This window comes from Prevotella herbatica (assembly GCF_017347605.1).
In the GTDB taxonomy this organism is placed as follows: domain Bacteria; phylum Bacteroidota; class Bacteroidia; order Bacteroidales; family Bacteroidaceae; genus Prevotella; species Prevotella herbatica.
Genome location: NZ_AP024484.1, coordinates 86,489 through 108,020, shown reverse-complemented (window position 1 = coordinate 108,020; position 21,532 = coordinate 86,489). Strand labels below are relative to the sequence as shown.

15 protein-coding genes and 1 pseudogene are annotated in these 21,532 nt (G+C 41.4%); all 16 read left to right on the top strand.

Annotated elements, in window-relative coordinates; all coding sequences use genetic code 11:
- Window positions 1-81: 81 nt before the first annotated feature.
- The 16 genes and pseudogenes from uxaC (at window position 82) to prwr041_RS00355 (ending at window position 20,638) form a co-directional block, all read left to right on the top strand.
- Window positions 82-1,485, top strand: coding sequence for a glucuronate isomerase (gene uxaC / locus prwr041_RS00425; RefSeq protein WP_207154387.1), 1,404 nt, complete (start codon window positions 82-84; stop codon window positions 1,483-1,485).
- Window positions 1,486-1,642: 157 nt separating this feature from the next.
- Window positions 1,643-1,921 (top strand): outer membrane protein assembly factor BamD, encoded by a 279-nt coding sequence (locus prwr041_RS00420; RefSeq protein WP_207154386.1) that lies wholly within the window; start codon window positions 1,643-1,645, stop codon window positions 1,919-1,921.
- 99 nt (window positions 1,922-2,020) lie between these two features.
- Window positions 2,021-3,862, top strand: coding sequence for a glutamine--fructose-6-phosphate transaminase (isomerizing) (glmS, locus tag prwr041_RS00415; protein ID WP_207154385.1), 1,842 nt, complete (start codon window positions 2,021-2,023; stop codon window positions 3,860-3,862).
- 13 nt (window positions 3,863-3,875) lie between these two features.
- Entirely contained in the window at window positions 3,876-5,756 is a 1,881-nt protein-coding gene (locus prwr041_RS00410; protein ID WP_207154384.1) for an amidophosphoribosyltransferase, read from the top strand.
- Between the two features lie 65 nt (window positions 5,757-5,821).
- Window positions 5,822-6,898 (top strand): glutamine-hydrolyzing carbamoyl-phosphate synthase small subunit, encoded by a 1,077-nt coding sequence (carA, locus tag prwr041_RS00405; RefSeq protein WP_207155535.1) that lies wholly within the window; start codon window positions 5,822-5,824, stop codon window positions 6,896-6,898.
- Between the two features lie 7 nt (window positions 6,899-6,905).
- On the top strand, window positions 6,906-10,130 hold the full coding sequence (gene carB / locus prwr041_RS00400) for a carbamoyl-phosphate synthase (glutamine-hydrolyzing) large subunit (RefSeq protein WP_207154383.1): 3,225 nt from the start codon (window positions 6,906-6,908) through the stop codon (window positions 10,128-10,130).
- 592 nt (window positions 10,131-10,722) lie between these two features.
- Window positions 10,723-10,932: pseudogene (locus tag prwr041_RS13595) on the top strand (phage integrase SAM-like domain-containing protein); the annotation flags it as partial.
- A gap of 18 nt (window positions 10,933-10,950) precedes the next feature.
- Entirely contained in the window at window positions 10,951-11,601 is a 651-nt protein-coding gene (locus tag prwr041_RS00395; RefSeq protein ID WP_237072350.1) for a tyrosine-type recombinase/integrase, read from the top strand.
- Window positions 11,602-11,983: 382 nt separating this feature from the next.
- Window positions 11,984-12,583: a DUF3575 domain-containing protein gene (locus prwr041_RS00390; protein ID WP_207154381.1), complete on the top strand. Its 600-nt coding sequence runs from the start codon at window positions 11,984-11,986 to the stop codon at window positions 12,581-12,583.
- A 41-nt stretch (window positions 12,584-12,624) separates the two neighbouring features.
- A complete protein-coding gene (locus tag prwr041_RS00385; protein WP_207154380.1) occupies window positions 12,625-14,094 on the top strand; it encodes a tetratricopeptide repeat protein in 1,470 nt (489 codons plus the stop codon).
- A gap of 46 nt (window positions 14,095-14,140) precedes the next feature.
- Complete coding sequence (locus prwr041_RS00380; protein WP_237072265.1) at window positions 14,141-15,310, top strand: hypothetical protein; 1,170 nt, start codon at window positions 14,141-14,143, stop codon at window positions 15,308-15,310.
- Between the two features lie 69 nt (window positions 15,311-15,379).
- The gene (locus prwr041_RS00375) at window positions 15,380-16,285 is read left to right on the top strand and encodes a FimB/Mfa2 family fimbrial subunit (protein ID WP_237072264.1); all 906 of its coding nucleotides are present in this window, start codon (window positions 15,380-15,382) and stop codon (window positions 16,283-16,285) included.
- A gap of 49 nt (window positions 16,286-16,334) precedes the next feature.
- A complete protein-coding gene (locus prwr041_RS00370) occupies window positions 16,335-18,134 on the top strand; it encodes a DUF4906 domain-containing protein (protein WP_237072263.1) in 1,800 nt (599 codons plus the stop codon).
- A gap of 108 nt (window positions 18,135-18,242) precedes the next feature.
- Window positions 18,243-18,602, top strand: a complete 360-nt coding sequence (locus tag prwr041_RS00365; protein ID WP_207154379.1) for a four helix bundle protein — start codon at window positions 18,243-18,245, stop codon at window positions 18,600-18,602.
- Between the two features lie 21 nt (window positions 18,603-18,623).
- A complete protein-coding gene (locus prwr041_RS00360) occupies window positions 18,624-19,070 on the top strand; it encodes a MutS N-terminal domain-containing protein (RefSeq protein WP_207154378.1) in 447 nt (148 codons plus the stop codon).
- A 329-nt stretch (window positions 19,071-19,399) separates the two neighbouring features.
- Window positions 19,400-20,638, top strand: coding sequence for an RNA-directed DNA polymerase (locus tag prwr041_RS00355; RefSeq protein WP_207154377.1), 1,239 nt, complete (start codon window positions 19,400-19,402; stop codon window positions 20,636-20,638).
- Window positions 20,639-21,532: the final 894 nt, after the last annotated feature.

Sequence of the window (21,532 nt, the reverse complement as noted above, 5' to 3'; positions counted from 1 at the left end):
CTCGTAGTTCCAAAAAAATACACTATATTTGCATAGAAAACAATATCTAGAAAACAAATAAATCAAATATAAAAATCGATTATGAAACAGTTTATGGATGAAAATTTCCTGTTGGAGACAGAAACAGCACAGGAGCTTTTCCACAATCATGCGGCTAAAATGCCAATTATTGACTACCATTGTCATCTTAATCCTGAGATGGTTGCTAATGATCACAAATTCCGCAGTATTACAGAACTTTGGCTTGGTGGCGACCATTACAAATGGCGTGCTATGCGTACAAATGGTGTAGATGAAAAATACTGCACTGGTGAGGATACTAGTGACTGGGAGAAATTTGAAAAATGGGCAGAAACTGTACCTTATACATTCCGTAATCCTCTTTATCATTGGACACATCTTGAACTCAAGACAGCTTTTGGTATTGACAAAATATTAAGTCCTGCTACTGCTCGTGAGATTTATGATGAGTGCAATGAAAAGTTGAAATTGCCAGAGTATAGTGCTCGTGGCTTGATGCGTCATTACAATGTAGAATGTGTATGCACAACTGATGATCCTGTTGATGACTTGCGTTATCACAAGCAGACACGTGAGAGCGGGTTTGAAATCAAGATGATTCCTGCATGGCGTCCTGACAAGGCTATGAATATCGAAAAGCCTGATTTTGCTGATTACGTAAATACTCTTGCTCAGGTTAGCGGTGTTGCAATTAATAAGTTTGCTGATATGGTCGATGCTCTTCAGAAGCGTCATGACTTCTTTACTGAGAATGGATGCAAACTTTCAGATCATGGTATTGAGGAATTCTATGATGAACCATACACAGACAGTCAGATTGAAACTATATTTGAGAAATCTCTTCGTGGCCAGCAACTTAGCGCTATGGAGATACGCCAGTACAAGCATGCGTTCTTGAAGATTTGTGCAGAGATGGACTATGCTGCTGACTGGACTCAGCAATATCATTATGGTGCTATCCGTGATAACAATACATCTATGTATAATAAGCTTGGTGCTGATACAGGTTTTGATTCTATCGGTGAATTTACAACAGCTCATGCAATGAGTCATTTCCTTAATGAGTTGAATCTAAATGGCAAGCTTACACGTACAATTATATATTGTCTTAATCCTTGTGCAAATGAGGTTATCGCAACAATGCTTGGTAACTTCCAAGACGGTTCATGTCCTGGTAAGATCCAGTTTGGTTCAGGTTGGTGGTTCAATGATCAGCTTGATGGTATGACAAAGCAGATGAACGCACTTTCTGTATTGGGCTTGCTTAGTCGTTTTGTAGGTATGCTTACAGATAGCCGCTCATTCTTGAGCTATCCACGCCACGAATATTTCCGTAGATTATTATGTAATCTGCTTGGAAACGATGTTGAGAAGGGACTTCTTCCAAATGATAAAGAAACTTTGGCTCGCATGGTTGAGGACATTTCTTATAATAACGCTCGAAACTATTTCAAGTTCTATTAAATACCAAAACGGGAGATTCTTTCTCCCGTTTTTTTGTATCTAAGAGTGAAAAAAATAATATTTTAAATCAGTCATTAATTTAAAAGCTCAAATATTTGCCATTTCCAAATATTAGAGCTAAATTTGCAAAGGTTTTAACGATTACCGAGTTGTTGATATGAAGAAATCACTCATTTCACTATTTATTATGGCAATTGTTTTGCTAATGAGCAGTTGCTCTGATAGCAAAAAAGTGGCTGATGTTGTTGTTACCGATTGTCAAAAGTCTTTAGCAATATCTTATTTCCACGTCGGCAATCTAAAACAGATAGACAATTACTTTTCACAATATATTTTTATAGGTAAAGGCATCAAGAAAGATGGTTTGATACAAACCGCCTCGCATGCCGATATCGACAATATGAATTTTATGCAGGGAAAGGTTATTAGTAGTTAGTTACAATGATTTGAAAATAAGGATGACAATTGATTTATTCGGTTTCATCTTTTTTTTTTAATATATAAATTTAAAAATAATATTAGATACAAATAATTTATGTGTGGTATTGTAGGATATATTGGTAGCAGAGATGCTTATCCAATTTTAATCAAAGGATTAAAAAGACTCGAATATAGAGGATATGATAGTGCTGGTGTGGCACTCATAAATAATGATGATCTTAATGTTTACAAGACAAAGGGAAAGGTTGCTGACCTTGAGTCTTTTTGTGAAGCCAAAAACATCAGTGGCCATGTAGGTATTGCTCATACTCGTTGGGCTACTCATGGTGAACCATCATCTGTTAATGCCCATCCTCACTACTCTGAATCAAAGAATCTTGCCATTATTCATAATGGCATTATCGAGAACTATGCTGAGATCAAGAATAATCTGATCGCTAAAGGTGTGAAGTTCCGTTCTGATACCGATACCGAAGTGTTGGTTCAGTTGATAGAGTATGTTCAGGTCAAGAAAAACCTTGATACACTTACTGCCGTTCAGGTTGCTTTGCATCAGGTCATAGGTGCTTATGCAATAGCATTGCTTGACAAGCGCGAACCTAATCAAATTATTGCTGCCCGCAAGCAGAGTCCGCTAGTCGTCGGTATTGGCGAAAATGAATTCTTCCTTGGTTCAGATGCAAGTCCTATCATTGAATTCACTGATAAGGTTGTTTATCTTGAAGATGGCAGTATTGCTGTGATGCGTCTTGGTGAAGAGCTTAAGGTCGTAAATATTCTCAATCGCGAACTTAATCCTTTGGTACATACTATCGACATGAATCTTGGACAGATAGAGAAATGTGGTTATCCACACTTCATGCTTAAAGAGATTTTTGAGCAGCCTGAATGTTTGAAGAATTGTATGCGTGGACGTATAAATGCAGATGTTGATAAAGTTACGCTGAGTGCTGTAATTGATTATAAAGAAAGATTACTTGCTGCTAAGAGAATCATTATTGTAGCCTGCGGAACAAGTTGGCATGCAGGACTTATTGGTAAGCAACTAATTGAGACATTCTGCCGTATTCCTGTAGATGTTGAATATGCAAGTGAGTTCAGATATAGAAATCCTGTTGTCACCAAGGACGACCTAGTTATAGCGATGTCACAGAGTGGCGAGACAGCCGATACTTTGGCTGCTATAGAGTTGGCAAAGCGTTCTGGAGCATTGATATATGGTATATGCAACGCTGTTGGTTCAAGCATTCCTAGAGCCACAGATACAGGTAGTTACATCCATGTTGGTCCTGAGATTGGTGTAGCTTCAACAAAGGCGTTTACTGGTCAGGTTATCGTGTTGGTCATGTTATCGCTAGCATTAGCTAAAGAGAAGGGCACTATTGATGATCAAACATATAATGACGTAGTGAAGGAGTTGTCTTTGATTCCTGATAAGATGAAAGAGGTGCTTGAACAAAACGATAAAATAGCTGATTTAAGTCGCATCTTCACTTATGCCCACAACGTTATTTATCTTGGTCGCGGCTACAGTTATCCTGTTGCTTTGGAAGGTGCTCTGAAACTGAAGGAAATCAGCTATATACATGCTGAAGGCTATCCTGCCGCAGAAATGAAACATGGTCCTATTGCGCTTGTAGATTCAGATATGCCGGTAGTCGTTATTGCTACACATAATGCAATGTATGAGAAGGTACTCAGTAACATTCAGGAAATCAAGGCTCGTAAGGGTAGGGTGATAGCCCTTGTTACTAAGGGAGATGAAACCATCAGCCGCATTGCCGATGAGGTGATCGAATTACCTAAGACGCTTGAATGTCTGGAACCGTTGCTGGCAACAATCCCACTTCAACTCCTTGCATATCATATTGCTGTCTGCAAGGATAAGAATGTAGACCAACCAAGAAATCTTGCTAAATCAGTCACTGTAGAATAGAATAAAATATAATATGGAAGAAATAAAGGAAGACTGTGGTGTAGCTTTAATTCGTCTGCTCAAACCACTTGAATATTATCAGGAGAAGTATGGCACTTGGATGTATCCCCTGAATAAACTCTATTTGATGATGGAAAAACAGCACAATAGAGGTCAGGAGGGAGCAGGAATGGCATGCGTGAAACTCAATACTCAGCCTGGGAACGAATATATGTTCCGTGAACGGGCTGAAGGCTCTAACGCCATTACTGAGATCTTCGACAATGTTCATAAGGATTATGCTAACATCGCTTCTGATGATGTGTCTAATGTGGAATTCGCTAAGGCGAACCTTCCTTTCGCGGGAGAGTTATACATGGGACACCTCAGATACAGTACTACAGGAAAGAGTGGAATAACTTATGTCCATCCTTTCTTAAGAAGAAACAACTGGAGAGCCAAAAATTTATGCTTCTGTGGTAATTTCAATATGACTAATGTCGATGAAATTTTTGATAAGCTCACTCTTCAGGGACAATGCCCACGGGTATATAGTGATACCTATATAATGCTCGAGTTGATGGGACATCGTTTGGATAGAGAAGTTGAACGAAATTTTGAAATTGCTAAAACTAAAGGACTAACTAATACCGATATCACAAAATTCATAGAAGATAATGTCAAGATGAGTAACGTCTTGAAAAAAACAATGACCGACTTTGATGGCGGTTACGTTGTTTGTGGCGTTACTGGTAGTGGAGAGATGTTCTCCATGCGTGATCCTTGGGGAATACGTCCTGCATTCTATTATAAGAATGATGAAATTGTTGTCCTTGCGAGTGAGCGCCCTGTTCTTCAGACTACTTTCGATCTTGATAGTGCCGATATCAAAGAACTTGCCCCTGGTGCTGCTCTTCTCGTTAAGAGAGATGGCGAATGCACTGTTGAGCAGATTCTTCAGCCAAAAGGTGATTCTGCATGTTCTTTTGAAAGAATTTATTTCAGTAGAGGTTCTGACTGTGATATATACAATGAACGTAAAAAGTTGGGTGAGCAACTCACAGAGCCTATTCTTAAGGCTGTTAATTATGATACTGCTCACACAGTGTTCTCTTATATTCCAAATACAGCAGAAGTTGCTTACTATGGCATGCTCAATGGATTTAAGAGATATCTTAACGACGAGAAGATAAAGAAGATAGAGAGTCTCGGACATGCTCCTACTCACGAAGAATTAGAAGACATTCTGAATGATTACGTTAGGTCTGAGAAGATTGCGTGGAAAGATATCAAACTGCGTACTTTCATCACCGAAGGCAATAGCCGTAACGACCTTGCGAGCCATGTATATGATATCACCTATGATAGTATTACGCCTAATGAGGATAATCTCGTGATTATCGACGATAGCATTGTTCGTGGAACAACTCTTAAAAAGAGTATTCTTAGAATTTTAGATCGTCTGCATCCAAAGAAAATGGTTGTTGTCAGTAGTGCTCCGCAAATACGCTATCCTGATTATTACGGAATCGACATGCCTCGCTTGGAGGAGTTCTGTGTGTTCAGAGCAACAATAGCTTTGCTTAAGGATCGTGGAATGGATAATGTTATTCGTGATACTTATAATGAGTGCAAGGATGAACTCAAAAAACCAAAAGAAAATATGGTTAATGTGGTTCGTAATATCTACAAACCATTTACGATAGAGGAAATAAATAATAAGATTGTCGAGATACTTCGCCCAGAGGGTGTTACAACTCCTATCGAGATTGTCTACCAGAGCATAGAGGGATTGCACAAGGCTATACCAAACCATAAGGGTGATTGGTATTTCACAGGACATTTCCCAACACCTGGTGGAACAAAACTCTGTAATCAGGCTTTTGTAAACTATGTTGAAAGTGTAGAGAAATAATAAGCTTGTTTAAATAGATACGATGATTGAAAAAGAATATTTAAAGTTATATATATTATAGAATGATGAAGAACGTAACTTTGGTCTTAAGTGACGGAACAAAATTTCACGGCAAGAGCTTTGGCTATGATGCGCCAGTTGCCGGTGAGGTCGTTTTCAACACAGCCATGATGGGCTATCCGGAGAGTCTTACCGACCCTTCTTATGCCGGACAGCTTATGACGCTGACTTATCCGCTTGTAGGAAATTACGGTGTGCCTCCTTTCACTATCGAGAGCAATGGCATTCCTACTTTCATGGAGAGCGATAAGATTTATGCTTCAGCTATAATCGTTAATGATTATAGTGAGCAGTATAGTCATTGGAATGCTGTTGAGAGTCTTGCTGATTGGCTTAAACGTGAACATGTTCCAGGCATTACTGGCATTGATACAAGGGAACTCACTAAGGTTTTGCGTGAGCATGGTGTGATGATGGGTAAGATTATCTTTGATGATGAACCTGACAATATACCAGAAGCTGATTATGAAGGTGTGAATTTTGTTGATAGAGTTTCTTGCAAAGAAGTTATCAGATACAACGAAGGTGCCGGAAAGAAAGTCGTTCTTGTTGATTGCGGTGTGAAGGCTAATATCATCAGAAGCATGATCAAGCGTGGTGTTGAGGTTATAAGAGTTCCTTGGAACTATGACTACACTGATATGCAATATGATGGACTTTTCCTTGCCAACGGTCCTGGTGATCCTGATGTTTGCTCTGATGCTGTAGAAATAATCCGCAAGCAGATGAACAACAGTACCAAACCTATCTGCGGTATCTGTATGGGTAATCAGTTATTGGCAAAGGCTGCCGGTGCTGAGATATATAAACTTAAATATGGTCATCGTGGTCATAACCAGCCTGTTCGTCTTGTTGGTACAGAGAAGTGCTATATCACAAGTCAGAATCATGGTTATGCTGTCAACGCTAAGACTCTGGGAAGTGATTGGAAAGAGTTGTTCGTTAATATGAATGATGGTTCTAATGAGGGTATCTGCCACAACACTAATCCTTGGTTCACAAGTCAGTTCCATCCAGAGGCTTGTTCAGGTCCTGTTGATACAGAGTTCATGTTCGACAAATTTGTAGAAACTTTAAAGTAAAGCTATAATGAAAGACGAAAATATAAAGAAAGTATTGCTGCTAGGTTCAGGTGCGTTGAAAATTGGTGAAGCAGGTGAGTTTGATTATTCTGGTTCACAGGCTTTAAAGGCTCTTCGTGAGGAAGGCATCAAAACCGTACTTATCAATCCTAATATTGCTACTGTTCAGACTTCCGAGGGAGTGGCTGATCAGATTTACTTCCTTCCTGTTCAACCTTATTTTGTTGAGCGAGTAATTCAGAAGGAAAAGCCTGATGGTATTCTTCTTTCATTCGGTGGTCAGACTGCTCTTAACTGCGGTGTTGAGTTGGACCGTTCTGGTATATTGGAAAAATATAATGTCCGTGTTCTTGGTACGCCAGTTGCTGCCATTATGAATACAGAAGACCGTGAACTGTTTGTTAATCAGCTCAACGAGATTGATGTTAAGACAATCAAGAGTGAGGCTTGTGATGATATCGTCAAGGCTCGCAAGGCTGCTGCTGATCTGGGCTATCCTGTCATCGTGCGTGCTGCTTATGCACTTGGAGGTCTTGGTTCTGGATTTGCTGACAACGAGGCTGAATTGAATGTTATCTGCGAAAAGGCTTTCGCTTTCTCTCCACAGGTTTTGGTAGAGAAGAGTTTGAAAGGCTGGAAAGAAATAGAATATGAGGTTGTGCGCGACCGTTACGATAACTGTATTACGGTATGTAATATGGAAAACTTCGACCCACTTGGTATTCATACCGGTGAGAGTATCGTTATCGCTCCTTCTCAGACACTTACAAACAGCGAATATCATAAGTTGCGTGCCCTTTCAATAAAGATTGTACGCCACATTGGTATCGTTGGTGAGTGTAATGTGCAATATGCTTTCGACCCTAAGAGCGAAGACTATCGTGTCATCGAGGTTAATGCCCGTTTGTCTCGTTCTTCTGCTTTGGCTTCAAAGGCTACTGGTTATCCTCTCGCTTTCGTTGCAGCCAAACTTGGAATGGGATATGGTCTGTTTGAGTTGAAAAACTCTGTAACAAAGACCACAAGTGCATTCTTTGAGCCTGCTCTCGACTATGTAGTCTGCAAGATTCCTCGTTGGGACCTTTCTAAGTTCCGTGGAGTTGACAAGGAACTAGGTTCTAGTATGAAGTCTGTTGGAGAGGTTATGGCAATTGGTCGTAATTTTGAAGAGGCTATCCAGAAGGGACTTCGTATGATCGGGCAGGGCATGCACGGATTTGTTGGCAATAAAGAATTAAAGATTGATGATATTGATGCTGCTCTATGCGAGCCAACTGATAAACGTGTGTTCGTTATCTCTAAGGCTATGCACAAGGGATACACTGTCGACCAGATTCATGATCTTACTAAGATTGACAAATGGTTCCTTCAGAAACTCAAGCATATCATCGACATTGATGATAATCTTAAGAATGCCAACATCAATACGATTGATAAGGATCTTCTGCGTACAGCAAAGGTCTATGGATTTACTGATTTCCAGATAGCTCGTGCTATAGGTCTTGAAACCGAAATCGGTAACATGCATAAGGCTGCTATCATCGTGCGCAACAAGCGTAAGACTTATGGAATCATCCCTGTTGTTAAGCAGATTGATACCTTGGCTGCCGAATATCCTGCACAGACTAATTATTTGTATGTCACTTATAGTGGTGTCAAGAGTGATATAGAGTTTGAAAAAGACAAGCGTTCTGTCATCGTTCTTGGTTCGGGTGCTTATCGCATCGGTAGTTCGGTAGAGTTCGACTGGTGTGGTGTTCAGGCTCTTAACACGATTCGCAAGGAAGGCTGGCGCTCTGTCATGATAAACTATAATCCAGAGACAGTATCTACAGACTATGATATGTGTGATCGTCTTTATTTTGACGAACTCACCTTCGAGCGTGTCATGGATATCATTGATTTCGAATGTCCTCATGGTGTAATCGTAAGTACAGGTGGTCAGATACCAAATAACTTGGCTATCAAACTTGATGAGCAGAATGTTCCTATCCTTGGTACTACAGCCCAGAATATTGATGGTGCTGAAGACCGTGCTAAGTTCTCAGCCATGCTTACAGAGAATGGTATCAATCAGCCAGAATGGAGTGCCCTCACAAGCATGGATGATATTGATGCTTTTGTAGACCGTGTCGGTTTCCCAGTTCTCGTTCGTCCTTCTTATGTACTTTCTGGTGCAGCCATGAATGTATGTTCAAATGAGGAGGAACTCAAACGCTTCCTTCAGCTTGCTGCTAACGTGGGTGAGGATCATCCAGTTGTGGTATCTAAGTTCATCGAGCATGCAAAGGAGATTGAGATGGATGCTGTTGCCAAAGACGGTGAGATTATGGCTTATGCCATCAGTGAACATATCGAGTTTGCCGGTGTACACTCTGGTGATGCTACAATTCAGTTCCCACCACAGAAAATTTATGTTGAGACAGTAAGACGCATCAAGCGTGTGAGCCGTCAGATTGCAAAGAACCTTCACATCAACGGTCCTTTCAATATCCAGTATATGGCTCGCGAAAATGAGATACTTGTTATTGAGTGTAATCTGCGTGCCAGTCGTTCATTCCCATTCGTAAGTAAGGTGTTGAAGATAAATCTTATCGAACTTGCTACAAGGGTAATGCTTGGACTTCCTGTTGAGAAACTCAAGAAAAACTTGTTCGATCTCGACTATGTTGGTATCAAGGCCAGCCAGTTCTCTTTCAACCGCTTGCAGAAGGCTGACCCAGTACTTGGTGTAGACATGAGTTCTACGGGAGAGGTTGGATGTATTGGTGACGATACTAACACAGCATTGCTTACAAGTATGTTGTCTGTAGGTCATCGCATACCAAAGAAGACCATCCTTTTGTCAACAGGTAGTGCAAAGCAGAAGGCTGAGATGCTTGATGCCGCTAAACAACTTGTAGCCAATGGTTATGAATTGTTTGCTACGGGTGGAACAAGCAAGTACCTAGAGGAAAACGGTATAGCTAATACACGTGTATATTGGCCTTCTGAGGAAGGACAACATCCACAGGCTATAGACATGCTTCACGAGAAGAAGATAGACATGGTAGTAAACATTCCAAAGGATCTTACTGCTCATGAGCTAACAAACGGATATAAGATTCGTCGTGCTGCAATCGACTTAAACGTGCCATTGATCACCAACAGTCGTCTTGCGAGTGCCTTTATCAATGCATTCTGCACACTGTCCCTTGATGATATTGATATCAAGGCATGGGGTGAATATTAAATCATAACCCATAAATCATATTAAGCATAGTTATCGGAGAAATCCAATAACTATGCTTATTTTTTTTTCAATATCTTTTAATAATCTAATAGCACTGATTAATCCAATAACAGCGAGAGACATTGGGGTTTCTTTGTGCAATAGATTGAGTCCTCTTGCGTGTTATTCTCTCGCAGATGGTGCAGATCATCGCAGATGAATGCAGCAGGCTGCATTATTTCGCAGAGGTTATAGCTCGTGAAGTGCAAGCTGTTTGCTGTTTATCTGCGACCTCAGCGTTATCTGCGAGAGATAATGCCGTTTACGTTGATAAATTCAATCTGTGGGAGACAATGCCGTTTGTACATGCAAAGAATGAGATCTGTGGGAATATACATCTGCTTTAGCAGATACTGCAAATATATACAGTAAAATAGATCTGTGTGAATTAGCGTGAACTCACAATCTGTCTATTATTTTGAACAATATATATAATCCGTACTTAAATAATAATGTTTCGTCTGTTATTAAATTGTAAATGAGATTGTACTTTCTTTTTATTGATTTTTGATTTGTATATTTGTAATTCATTTTTTAAATTATTATTATTTTTATGAAAGTAACATTCTCTTCTTTTACCCAGACATGTATCAACGAACAAAAAAGCTGCGGGAGCTTTTCTACTGCCCACCTTTATGGTTGTGCCGCTCACTCTTTCAGTGAGTATCTCGGACACGACACCATCCGGTTCGGCGACATCACTACCCAAGCCCTGAAACTTTATGAGAAATACCTTATCCGTACTTCCCATTCCTTCAACACCATTTCTACCTATATGCGTATGCTCCGTGCCATCTACAACAAGGCGGTGATGGCAGGTCTTGCCCGATTTGTGTTCAACCTGTTTCATGACGTGTTCACGGGCATTGATAGAAACCACAAGAAGGCACTCGACGAATCTAATTTGAAGGAGATCCTGACTGGTGAGGTGAAAAGTCTAGCTCTGAAACGGGTGCAGCTAATGGCTGCAGCCATGTATCGACTTTGTGGTATGCCCTTTGTCGACCTGCAGCATTTAAGCCTTAATTCCGTTGTTGATGGTGTGTTGAAATACAACCGCCAAAAGACAGGAAACAGTGTTAATATTCCAATAAATAGGGATAGTTGCAACCTCATCAAGCATCTCCACCTATCAAATATAGATCTCAGTACTGAGTCCGGCTACAGGCACTATCAGTCATTGCTTCGCAATTTCAATGCTGGTCTAAAGCGCCTTGCAGATACCTTGGGCGTAACTGTTCATATATCCTCCTACACCTTCCGCCATTCGTGGGCAACAAATGCCCTCCGCCATCATGTGCCAGTTGAGGTGATCAGTTCAGCTCTCGGTCATTCCGATATCAGGACAACACAGATATATCTCAAAGGTTTTGATGCAGCTGAAATAGGTAAGGCAAACAGCAAGGTCTGCAAATGTCTGAATGTAAAATAAACAACAGATAAAATGCTGTTTTTAAAGCTTAAAACGGCATCTATTAACATCAAAATAAAGAATAAAAGATATCTGTTACTTTGCAAGTAACAGAAAGGATTAATAACTTGGCAAATGTAGTCATTAATTCCTCAAGTTACATATAAATTTGCATTTATTAACCTAAAAACGCTAAAAAAAATAACCAACGGGATATAGATAACCTAAACACGTTTAATATAAACACATTTTAAATATAATTCAATATACATATTGATATCCGCCGGAATCCATTATCCGCCGGTAAGTTATCCTTTTGCCTATTTTTATTCTATACTATTCCCGAATCCTTTCTGTTACTTGCAAAGTAACGGAACGTGTAATTATAGAATAGATATATTGGATGAGCAAATTAAAATTTCATAGTACGAAGTGTAGAGTAAGTGATATTATATTAAAGTCATTTTTGGTTTTATTGGTATTACTTTCGTCATTGCGCCTTCATGCGCAGTCTGTAGCGCTGAAATCCAATCTGCTCTATGATGCATTATGTATTCCATCCCTGGGTACTGAGGTCCGCCTTGACAGTACCCTTACCCTGAGTGTTTCTTCTACCTACTGCCCGATATCCTACGGCAGCGACCGTAAATGGAAGAACTGGTCTGTTCAGTATGAAGCCCGTCATTGGTTCCGCAAGTCCTTCCGTGGTCCCTATATAGGAGTCTTCGGCATTCATGGAGGCTTCAACCTAAACCGCATTCCCATATTCCGCCTTACCAGTCACCGTGCTGAGGGCAACTTCAACGGTGCCGGACTCACTTTCGGCTTCCATCGAATACTCTCTCCTCACTGGGGCATAGATACATCCCTTTCTGCGGGCTATCTCCATCTGCGCTACCGCCATTACCGTGAGGGAACCTATGGCTACCTTGAATATACAAAGGGTAGGGATTATGTCGGTCCGGTATCCCTTTCCGTATCGCTGGTGTATATCATTAAGTGATAATAATAAGATAATAACAATGAAATAATATTTATAGAGAAATGAAACTATTACAATCTGCATTCTTTCTTCTTGCCTTTAGCGGAACGGTATCCGCAGCATCCGCCCAGACTGTCTACGGCGGACAGATCTACGTCAACTCCGAGAACTTCACCCGTCAGGGTGACCTTCTCCGTGTACGCATGAAGGTAAGCTATGACAGCAGTGTCGTGGGAAGCTGTGAGTCGCTCGTCTTCACTCCTGTGCTGAAGACAGACAGCGCGGTCTCAGTGCTTTCCTCAGTGGTCATCAACGGTCGTGAGCGTGAGCGTGATGCCCATCGCACAGAGGTCCTTTCCGACAATCGCCGCAACATGCCCATCGTTGTCAAGGACAGCCATGCCGCCAAGCGCTACTTCATTTACGACACTACAGTTCCTTATAAGGACTGGATGCAGGAGTGCCGCATGTATGTAGAGAGCGAGGAACTTAACTGCACAGGTCACCGCGGCCATGTCTACGAGGACCTTGTGCTGAAGAACATCTACCTCCACGACATGAGCAACGACAATCCCGATCCTAATGTTCACTATTATAATCTGATGGACTATGTACAGTTCCTTCAGCCTCAGGGATCCGATATAGATAAGTTCCACCGCAGCGGTGAGATTCAGATCTTCGGCAACAAGTCTCTTGCCAAACTCAGCGGCAGCAGATTCAACCGCACCGTGTTCAATACCATCGCCACTGACGTGAAAAGTGAATTGCAGCGTTACGGTACGAGCCTCGTAGGTCTTCGCATCAACGGTTTCGGTGCTCCTATCGGCAACTACCGCCGCAACGAGAGTGAGGCAATGGAGCGTTCTCTTGATTTGAAGAAGTACTTGATGAAGCAGAAGCTCACCAATCGTAACGACCTTACCGTAGGCTGGCTTGCTGAGGACTGGGACAGTATCTCTTCACTTGTAGCAGGTAGCGGCATGAATCTTCGTGAAGCCGTTGTAGACATCATCAAGAGCATCGACGTAGTCAACGGTCGTGAGCGTGAAATTCAGAACATCGGTCACGGTATGCCCTATGAGTATATGGTGAAGTTTATCTTCCCGAAAGTCTATCGCATCAAATATACGCTGACCTTCCGTCACGATGGTTTCGACAGCAACTCTGCTATGCAGCATCTTGGTTCAAATCCAGCCACGATGACGCTGGGTGAACTCTATGCTACAGCGGCATTCTACAAGAAGGGTTCTCGTGAATATAACGATATCGTGGACCTGACCGCGCGTCTCTTCCCTGATAATCCCGAGGCAAACATCAATGCAGCCGGTGTGGCTCTCACACGTAACGATGTAACCCTTGCGCATAAGTATCTTAAGCGCTGGGAGACTGATTCAAGAGCCTACTGCAATATGGGACTTCTTTATCTTAGCGAGGGCAACCGCGATAAGGCAGAGGTTTACCTAAAGATGGCAAAGGCAGCCGGAGTTACTCAGGCAGACAAAGCTTTGAGCGAACTGATGAAGATGAAATAACGAAAAGGAATAAAAATAATATTAATAATTAAATTGATTTATAATTATGAGAACAAAACCAGCAATACTAGCCTTCTTCGCATTGGCAACCATAGCCACGCAGGGCTTATTTACATCATGCTCAAGTGAAGAACTTCCTACAACAGAGAAGCCTTCAACGGGTACTCAGACCTTAACGCTGAATTTGAAACCTGCCGGTACCCGTGCCGCCGTCTATACCGATCCCGGTACAGCAGCAGAGAACACCATCAACAGTGTTACTATCGGTATCTTCGACAAGAATACGGGTAATGCCGTAAAGACCATTCAAGAGGTGCCAGGTTCTACTACTCCTAAGATCACGACCAGTCAGCTTGCCGATGAGGACATCGTCCTAGTGGCAGTGAATGCTAAGTCGGGAACCTTCACGGGAGTCAAGAATGCGGCTGATTTTAAGAATAGAACGCTTGGTATCGATGATGCTCTGGGGGGAGGAAGCGATGCTGCAACAACCGTTGCCAGTAGTAAACTTCCTATGTTCGGTACAGGAACTATTACTTTGAAGGATGCTGCGACTAGTTCCTATGAGGCAAATGTAGACGTATATCACATGGTAGCCAAGGTAACTCTGAACTCACTCAGTGTGAACTTCAGTGCGGCAGGTGCCTACAAGAATGCAACATTCAAGCCTACCGAGGTTTTCATGTCGAATGTTCCAGATGCCCTTGACTTCTATCCAGCAAGCAGCTATTCTACCTTTGCCACATACACCAATCTCTGTCAGGGGCAGAGCGATGTTTCTTCCAATTTCAGATCATATCTTGGCACAGGTACTGACCTTAGTGCTTTTTCAGCCAAAAATACTACGCTGAGTGGTGTAACTGGTGCGGCGACATCTAACTGGGAAAATACTAGTAAGATATTGTTCCTTTATACAATGCCTAACAATGCCACCACTCCGACCCGTCTTGTGATAAAGGGGCTGTTCGCTGCAGACGGCACTAGTGCAGTTCCTGTCTACTATCCTGTGAACATCAACTATAATTCTGCTAACGGAAGTGCTGCCGATGGAGGAACAGTGAAGCAGGTCTATCCAAACATGAATTATATCGTCAATGTCACCATTCAGGGTAAGGGTTCTTCTGATCCTACTGTTCCTATAGACCCTGAGAACGCAACGGCTAACATCACAGTGAAGGATTTTACAAATGCCTCACAGACTAATGTGTTCAACTAAAGCCGTATATTCAAAGTAATAGTAATACGAATAACAGTAATCAAATAACAACAATCAAACTAACGTCCAATGAAAATTAGGCATATACTTATCACCTGCATCCTTCTGGCTATGCTTTCGCCCCTAATGTGTAGCTGCATCAACGACGACGAGAGCCTTCGTGTGCAGTACAATGTTGGCGTTCGCCTAACCACGAGGACAGGCGAGGTGTTGCCTGATTCCGTGGCAGGCAGCGTGCATGCCTATATGTTTATAGAGGGGCGCTACTCCCATGAGGTTTCCAGAGAGCCTGACGGTCGCTACTATCTCTGCTTCGACAACCGCCAGACCATGCGTCTTGTTGCTGTGGGGTTAGGCAGTAGTGACAGCGTTCAGCTCGTTCCTCCAGTCTTGGGAGATTCCCTTGGCAGCGTCTGCGCAAGACTCCGCAACTATGGTGAGTCCCGCTCTGCGACAAGGACCTCAGGCACCATCACCGAGATCACTCCGATGAGCTATATCTGCTACGGCGGTTTCAGCTACAGTCCCGGCGATGCACTTCGCGACTCCAGCTTTGCCACCCTTGTCATGATGAATAAGAACGTGCGCATCCACGTCGTGATCCGCAACCTTCTCAGTCAGATGGGAGCAGGTAACTACACCGTAAAGCTAGAAGGCTTCCGCAGTGCTCTTGCCTTCGACGGCAGTATCAAGGGTGACAGCGTGGTCTATGAGCCTCATGGCGGCTTCGACAGCAACGGGGTATTCTCCACGGATATTATCAATGCCATGCCTACCGCCGAGGGTGATAGTGTTACCTTCACCCTTTACAAGAACGACAATCCGATATTTAAGCGCACCACGGACTCTTATGGCGCCCCGATAACCCTTTCGCCTGAAGACGACAAGGCAATCGTCGTTGATGTGGGCGTGATGGGTGTAAACCTTAGAGTGATGCCCTGGAGTGAAGTCAACAGCGGAACAGTGTTTTACTAGTCTGCTAGTTGAAATAAGAGTACGGTAACAATCAATGTATAGTATAACAATGAAGAATTCTATTCACACCATATATTCTCTTTCAGTCTCATTCGTGCTGATGTGCCTGTGTCTTTTCCTTGCATCCTGTGCTTGGGAGGAACTCCCGTCTGCTCCACAGGTTAGTGAAGACACAACAACGGTAAAGCTGACGTTCTGCATCAATGACGGAAATCAGACACGCGCCATCACTTCAGCCAACGAGAATACTGTGAGCGATATCACAGTTCTTGTCTTCGACAATACCAATTCCCTAATCGGCAGCAAGTATGTGTCATCCGTTGCAGCTACCTCCGTTTCTGTTCCTGTGACAACGCGTTCAGCGACTGGATGCACTATCTATGCCATTGCCAATACAGGTTCTTCGAGTTACTTTGCAGGTGTGAATACCATTTCTAAACTCAATACGATGTACACTACGCTGGCCAGTGCCGATGCTTTGGAGAGTAGCGGCAGTACAGCCGGCAGTACGGGAGCTCTAATGATAGGTAAGGCATCTGCCAATATCACAACAGGTGGAGCCAATCAGTTTGCCATCCCTTTATACCATCAGTGCAGCAAGTTCAGCTTCACGATAACTCCTGCAAGCGGTGTAACGATTACAGGTTATCAGCTCTGCAATGTCCCTCTTAGCAGTTATATCACAGACAGCCATGTGCCCGCATCAGCCTCTACTGTAGTCGGTCCTCCTCCAGCAGGAACAGGCAGCTATGGTAACTTTACTGCCGTGAGCGGTTTGAGCCAGACTACCGCGTTGTCCAAGACCTACTATGTATACGAGAACCTGTGCGGTAGCAACAGTAATGCCACCTCAGAGGCACTCCGCAACAGCAGTAATGCTCCCACTTCAGCTAGTTACCTTCTTGTTAATGCTAAGGGTAGCAACTGGACATCCACCTATAGAATCTATCTCGGAGGCGTAACAAATGTAGCCACTCCATTAAGCGATTTAACTAATTTTAATGTCTACCGCAATTTGAACTATCAGTGCAATATAACTCTTGGTGCAAGTGGTGGCAATGGAGATGCAAGAGTAACCTATACTGCAACAACAGCAAGCGGTAGAAGTAATATGTATATGGGTGATGCCCCTATAGGTAACTATCTTTATAGTGACGGTACAAACGGCACAACTTTCAAGTCAGGTCAAACGGTTGGTATCATCTTTTCGAGTGAGGTTACTCAAGCTCAATATGATGCCGGTTGCCGTCATGGTAGGGCACTTGCGTTGAAAGATGCATATAGTGGTAGTACTTGTGCTTGGTCAAATTCTTATAGTTCACCTTATCCAAACCAGACCGTTCACCCTTACTGTCAGGATTTTAAGACATGTTTTAATGATGTAAGCAGCGGTTATGATGCATTAAGTGCCAATAGCAGCTATGTTGGTAGCAGTAGTAATCCTGCATGGTATTATTGTAATAACTACAGCGATGGTACTACGCATAGCGGTTCTTTGGTTGGTAGAAAATGGTATCTTCCCAGTGCTGGTGACTGGTGGGATATAATGGAGAATCTTTGTACATGGACAGATCCTCAAAAGACAACTATAAAAGGCATGCGTACAAGTCCTAATGGTATAGGTACATATATGATATCAGGTTTGCCAAGTGGTGTTTATTATTCAACCTTTGATACGAAATTAACAACAGCATCTGGCACAGCATTGAATCATGGTAATTACTATTGGTGTGCTTCAGAGTGTGATAGTAGCGGCGCCGTACTAGTTTACTTCAATCCTTCGTACGTCATCGTTCCCTGCGGCTGTAAGAACTATGGTCATTATGTCCGGGCAGTTCTGGCTTTTTAACTATTTATCTATTTAATAATTTATCTATTTTAAAAAATATATATTATGTGTCTACCGCAACTTAAAAAACCGCCTGTGGCGGTCGCAACTTTTAAAAATTAATCCTTTATGGCATTATCTCATGAATTACCGATCTATCGTGATACAATGAAGTTATTGAGTTTAACAATAGAGAAAACAAAATGTTATCCACGCTTTTACCGCTATACGGTTGGCGAAAAAATGGTGAATATAAATCTAGATATGTTGTCCCTGATATATAGAGCAAACAGCAGTTACGAAAAAATAAGTATACTGTCTGATTTTCTAGATAAGTATAATCTAATAACAATGCTTTATCGCATTAGTGTAGAGCAACATGTTATAACCGAACGCCAGTATGCTGTGATAGCCCTGTTGCTTCAGCAAATAGGAAAGCAGGCAACTAGTTGGAAAGTATACAACGAAAAGTGCGCTAACAGAAAATAGTAATAAAATTAACAACGATACATGAAAGAACTAGAGCTAATAGAAAAACAAAAGAGTGGTGATAATAAATATCTATACTTAGTAAAAGTAGGTATGTTTTATCACGCATACGATGCAGCAGCTTATGCCATATCTAGGCTAATGCATTATAAAATAAAACGTAAACACCGTCGTGGTGGTGATGTGCTGGTTGCAGGTTTCCCTATATCGGGTATACAAAAAGCTATAAGCATGATAACATCAGCCGGTGGAAAAATATCAGAAGAGGCAGAAGGGGTCATTATCTTTACGGGAGTTGATGCCTCTGCTGATGAAAATATGGTAGTAGACGATAAAGAAAAAGAAATAAAAGAAACGGTGTCAATCAATTATCCATTAGTTGATGCCATAAAGAGTTTTGATTTGATGAATTCGTCTCCTATGAATGCGATGCACTTCATATCAGTGTTAAAGTCAATGGTGAGTTAATAAATTAGTATATAGTGGCAAGAATGATTTTGTTGGTGAGTGTCCGCTCGGTCATGACTTAGCGGAGGGAACCGGTTTTAATGAAAAAGGGTTATCGACTGGCGTAGCTGTCAGAGCACAGCATGGCTAGTAATGTCATAACAGATAACATACAATTGGTGTGCTTCAGAGTATAATAGTAACAACGCCGTACTAGTTAACTTCAATCCTTCGAACGTCAACGTAACCTACGACAATAAGAACAATGGTCATTATGTCCGGGCAGTTCTGGCTTTTGCAGAAAAACCTGATAACAGCAAAACGAATAAAAATAAATAATAATGCAAAGTATGAATCAAAATCAATATGGAACTGGAGAGCAGGATCTCTTTGCTCCAGGAGAAGAAGGAGGTATATGTCTAGAGGACGTATTTACCGCCTACTTTGACTGTAGACGCCATAAACGCGGTTCGTATAATGCACTTGCCTTTGAATACGATTATGAGCGAAAGTGTGTGGACTTATGGAAGGCAATAAATGCCGGCACATATCGTCCCCTGCGCTCTATCGTATTTATAGTTACTCATCCTGTATTAAGAGAAGTTTTTGCTCCGTCTTTTGAAAGTCGTGTTGTAGACCACATGATTGCAAGCAAGATAGAGCCATTACTTGAGAAACAGTTTATTGAAGACAATTATGCAACAAGGAAAGATAAGGGTACACTTTATGGTATAAATCGTATTTATCAACATATACGTGAATGCTCAGCAAACTATACTCAGGATTGCTATATAATGAAACTTGATATTCGTTCTTTTTTTATGAGTCTTCCTAAGCAGATGGTACATCGTAACATGGAAAAATTCATCATAGATAACTATCATGAAAAAGATTTGCCAGCATTATTGTTTATGCTACGATCTATATTGCTGGATAATCCGGAGCAGCATTGTGTGCGTAGATGTCCTAGAAGTAAATGGAAAGACCTTCCTCCGGATAAGAGTCTCTTTAATAGTGATGGCAAACATGGACTTCCAATAGGTAGGCTAACAAGCCAATTATCAGCAGCATTTACACTTGATCCACTTGATCATTTGATAACAGAAGACTGGGGCATAAAACATTATGGACGCTATGTTGACGATATGGTTCTGATAGATAGAAGTGAAGACAGATTGTTAGAAATCAAACAGCGTATTTACTCATGGCTTTCAGAACGTGGCATGGAATTGCATCCTAAAAAAATGTATTTGCAGCATTATACAAAAGGTGTTAACTTTATTGGTGGTCGCATCATGCCAGGTAGATTATATATCCATAATCGTTCGTTAGGTTTTGCCTTTGATAAGCTCATCATGTGGAATAAGCTTGCTGAAAGTAATGAGAATTTTGCGAAAGAACATGCAGAACAATATATAGCAGTTTTAAATTCTTATTTAGGAATGCTGCGTCAATATTCGGCGTATAATCAGCGCAGGAAGTTGATAAAGAATATCGGCAAGGAGTGGTGGAATGTAATGTATATACAAGGACACCTAGAAAAAGCCGTATTAAAGAAAGAAAACTCAATTCTACGATGTCCCTGGTGACTCGTTCATGTGAAGAGTAGGTTCGTGAGAATCGAAGGACGTCTAAACAATTATCACTATAAATAATTACATGAATAGTTAATTCTATTCATTTCTTCTAAGTCTACTTAGTCTAAGAAGAGTATATCCCAGTGGGGATGTATTGGAGAGCCTTCACACGCGAGTGTGGGGGCTCTTTTTGTAAAGAGCCCGCGGATTGCTGTAGATGCTTTTTTCGTAGTGGCTTCCCGTAGAGAAATACAGTTGGATTTATTTGAGTGAACGGCCGTATCTCCCGCAGATAACGAAGAGGAATGCAGCAAGCTGCATTATTTCGCAGAGAAAGACTGTTAGTGGTTGGTGTAGTTTTGGGGTTTGTCTGCGTAAATCTGCGAGATAAATGGCAGTTTATATTACAGTTTAGGATAATGGAAGAGCAAGCAAGTGAGAGCAGAGCCAAGTTTACTTGAGATTTATGGAATAAAAATATAAGTAAAAAGCGTCAATAAAATCAACGTAATTAAAAGATTTATTTTTAATAGAGTACGTGTAAAATGACTTAAAATAAAGGGATATTTATGGAGAGCATTACCCCCTAAATAGAAAAAGATTCCAGAAAAAAAGAAAAATAACCTACACTACCTACATTTTTTACTTAAACAATTACTAATCAGAATATTAACCCATGTATATTAGTGCCTTTTCCTACATCTTTCCTACATGATTCCTACATTATTAGCACGTATTTGTACCTAAAACGATGGAATTTGATCAAAGCATAATACCAAAATCGCTTTTTTTGTCCCACCATTAAGTTGTGTATTTGGCTGTAAAGTAAATCACAGTAATGCCTTTCTTTCGAATTGTAAAGCTAGAAATTTTACATCTATTTGTAAATAAAATTTTAAAATAAAT

What these genes read in the sequence shown, in the direction of transcription:
- carB (WP_207154383.1), top strand. Translation starts at nt 6,906, where the DNA reads ATGAAAGACGAAAATATAAAGAAAGTATTGCTGCTAGGTTCAGGTGCG.
- prwr041_RS00390 (WP_207154381.1), top strand. Translation starts at nt 11,984, where the DNA reads ATGAGCAAATTAAAATTTCATAGTACGAAGTGTAGAGTAAGTGATATT.
- prwr041_RS00420 (WP_207154386.1), top strand. Translation starts at nt 1,643, where the DNA reads ATGAAGAAATCACTCATTTCACTATTTATTATGGCAATTGTTTTGCTA.
- prwr041_RS00385 (WP_207154380.1), top strand. Translation starts at nt 12,625, where the DNA reads ATGAAACTATTACAATCTGCATTCTTTCTTCTTGCCTTTAGCGGAACG.
- prwr041_RS00365 (WP_207154379.1), top strand. Translation starts at nt 18,243, where the DNA reads ATGGCATTATCTCATGAATTACCGATCTATCGTGATACAATGAAGTTA.
- prwr041_RS00370 (WP_237072263.1), top strand. Translation starts at nt 16,335, where the DNA reads ATGAAGAATTCTATTCACACCATATATTCTCTTTCAGTCTCATTCGTG.
- prwr041_RS00355 (WP_207154377.1), top strand. Translation starts at nt 19,400, where the DNA reads ATGAATCAAAATCAATATGGAACTGGAGAGCAGGATCTCTTTGCTCCA.
- prwr041_RS00375 (WP_237072264.1), top strand. Translation starts at nt 15,380, where the DNA reads ATGAAAATTAGGCATATACTTATCACCTGCATCCTTCTGGCTATGCTT.
- glmS (WP_207154385.1), top strand. Translation starts at nt 2,021, where the DNA reads ATGTGTGGTATTGTAGGATATATTGGTAGCAGAGATGCTTATCCAATT.
- uxaC (WP_207154387.1), top strand. Translation starts at nt 82, where the DNA reads ATGAAACAGTTTATGGATGAAAATTTCCTGTTGGAGACAGAAACAGCA.
- prwr041_RS00360 (WP_207154378.1), top strand. Translation starts at nt 18,624, where the DNA reads ATGAAAGAACTAGAGCTAATAGAAAAACAAAAGAGTGGTGATAATAAA.
- prwr041_RS00380 (WP_237072265.1), top strand. Translation starts at nt 14,141, where the DNA reads ATGAGAACAAAACCAGCAATACTAGCCTTCTTCGCATTGGCAACCATA.
- prwr041_RS00410 (WP_207154384.1), top strand. Translation starts at nt 3,876, where the DNA reads ATGGAAGAAATAAAGGAAGACTGTGGTGTAGCTTTAATTCGTCTGCTC.
- carA (WP_207155535.1), top strand. Translation starts at nt 5,822, where the DNA reads ATGAAGAACGTAACTTTGGTCTTAAGTGACGGAACAAAATTTCACGGC.
- prwr041_RS00395 (WP_237072350.1), top strand. Translation starts at nt 10,951, where the DNA reads ATGCTCCGTGCCATCTACAACAAGGCGGTGATGGCAGGTCTTGCCCGA.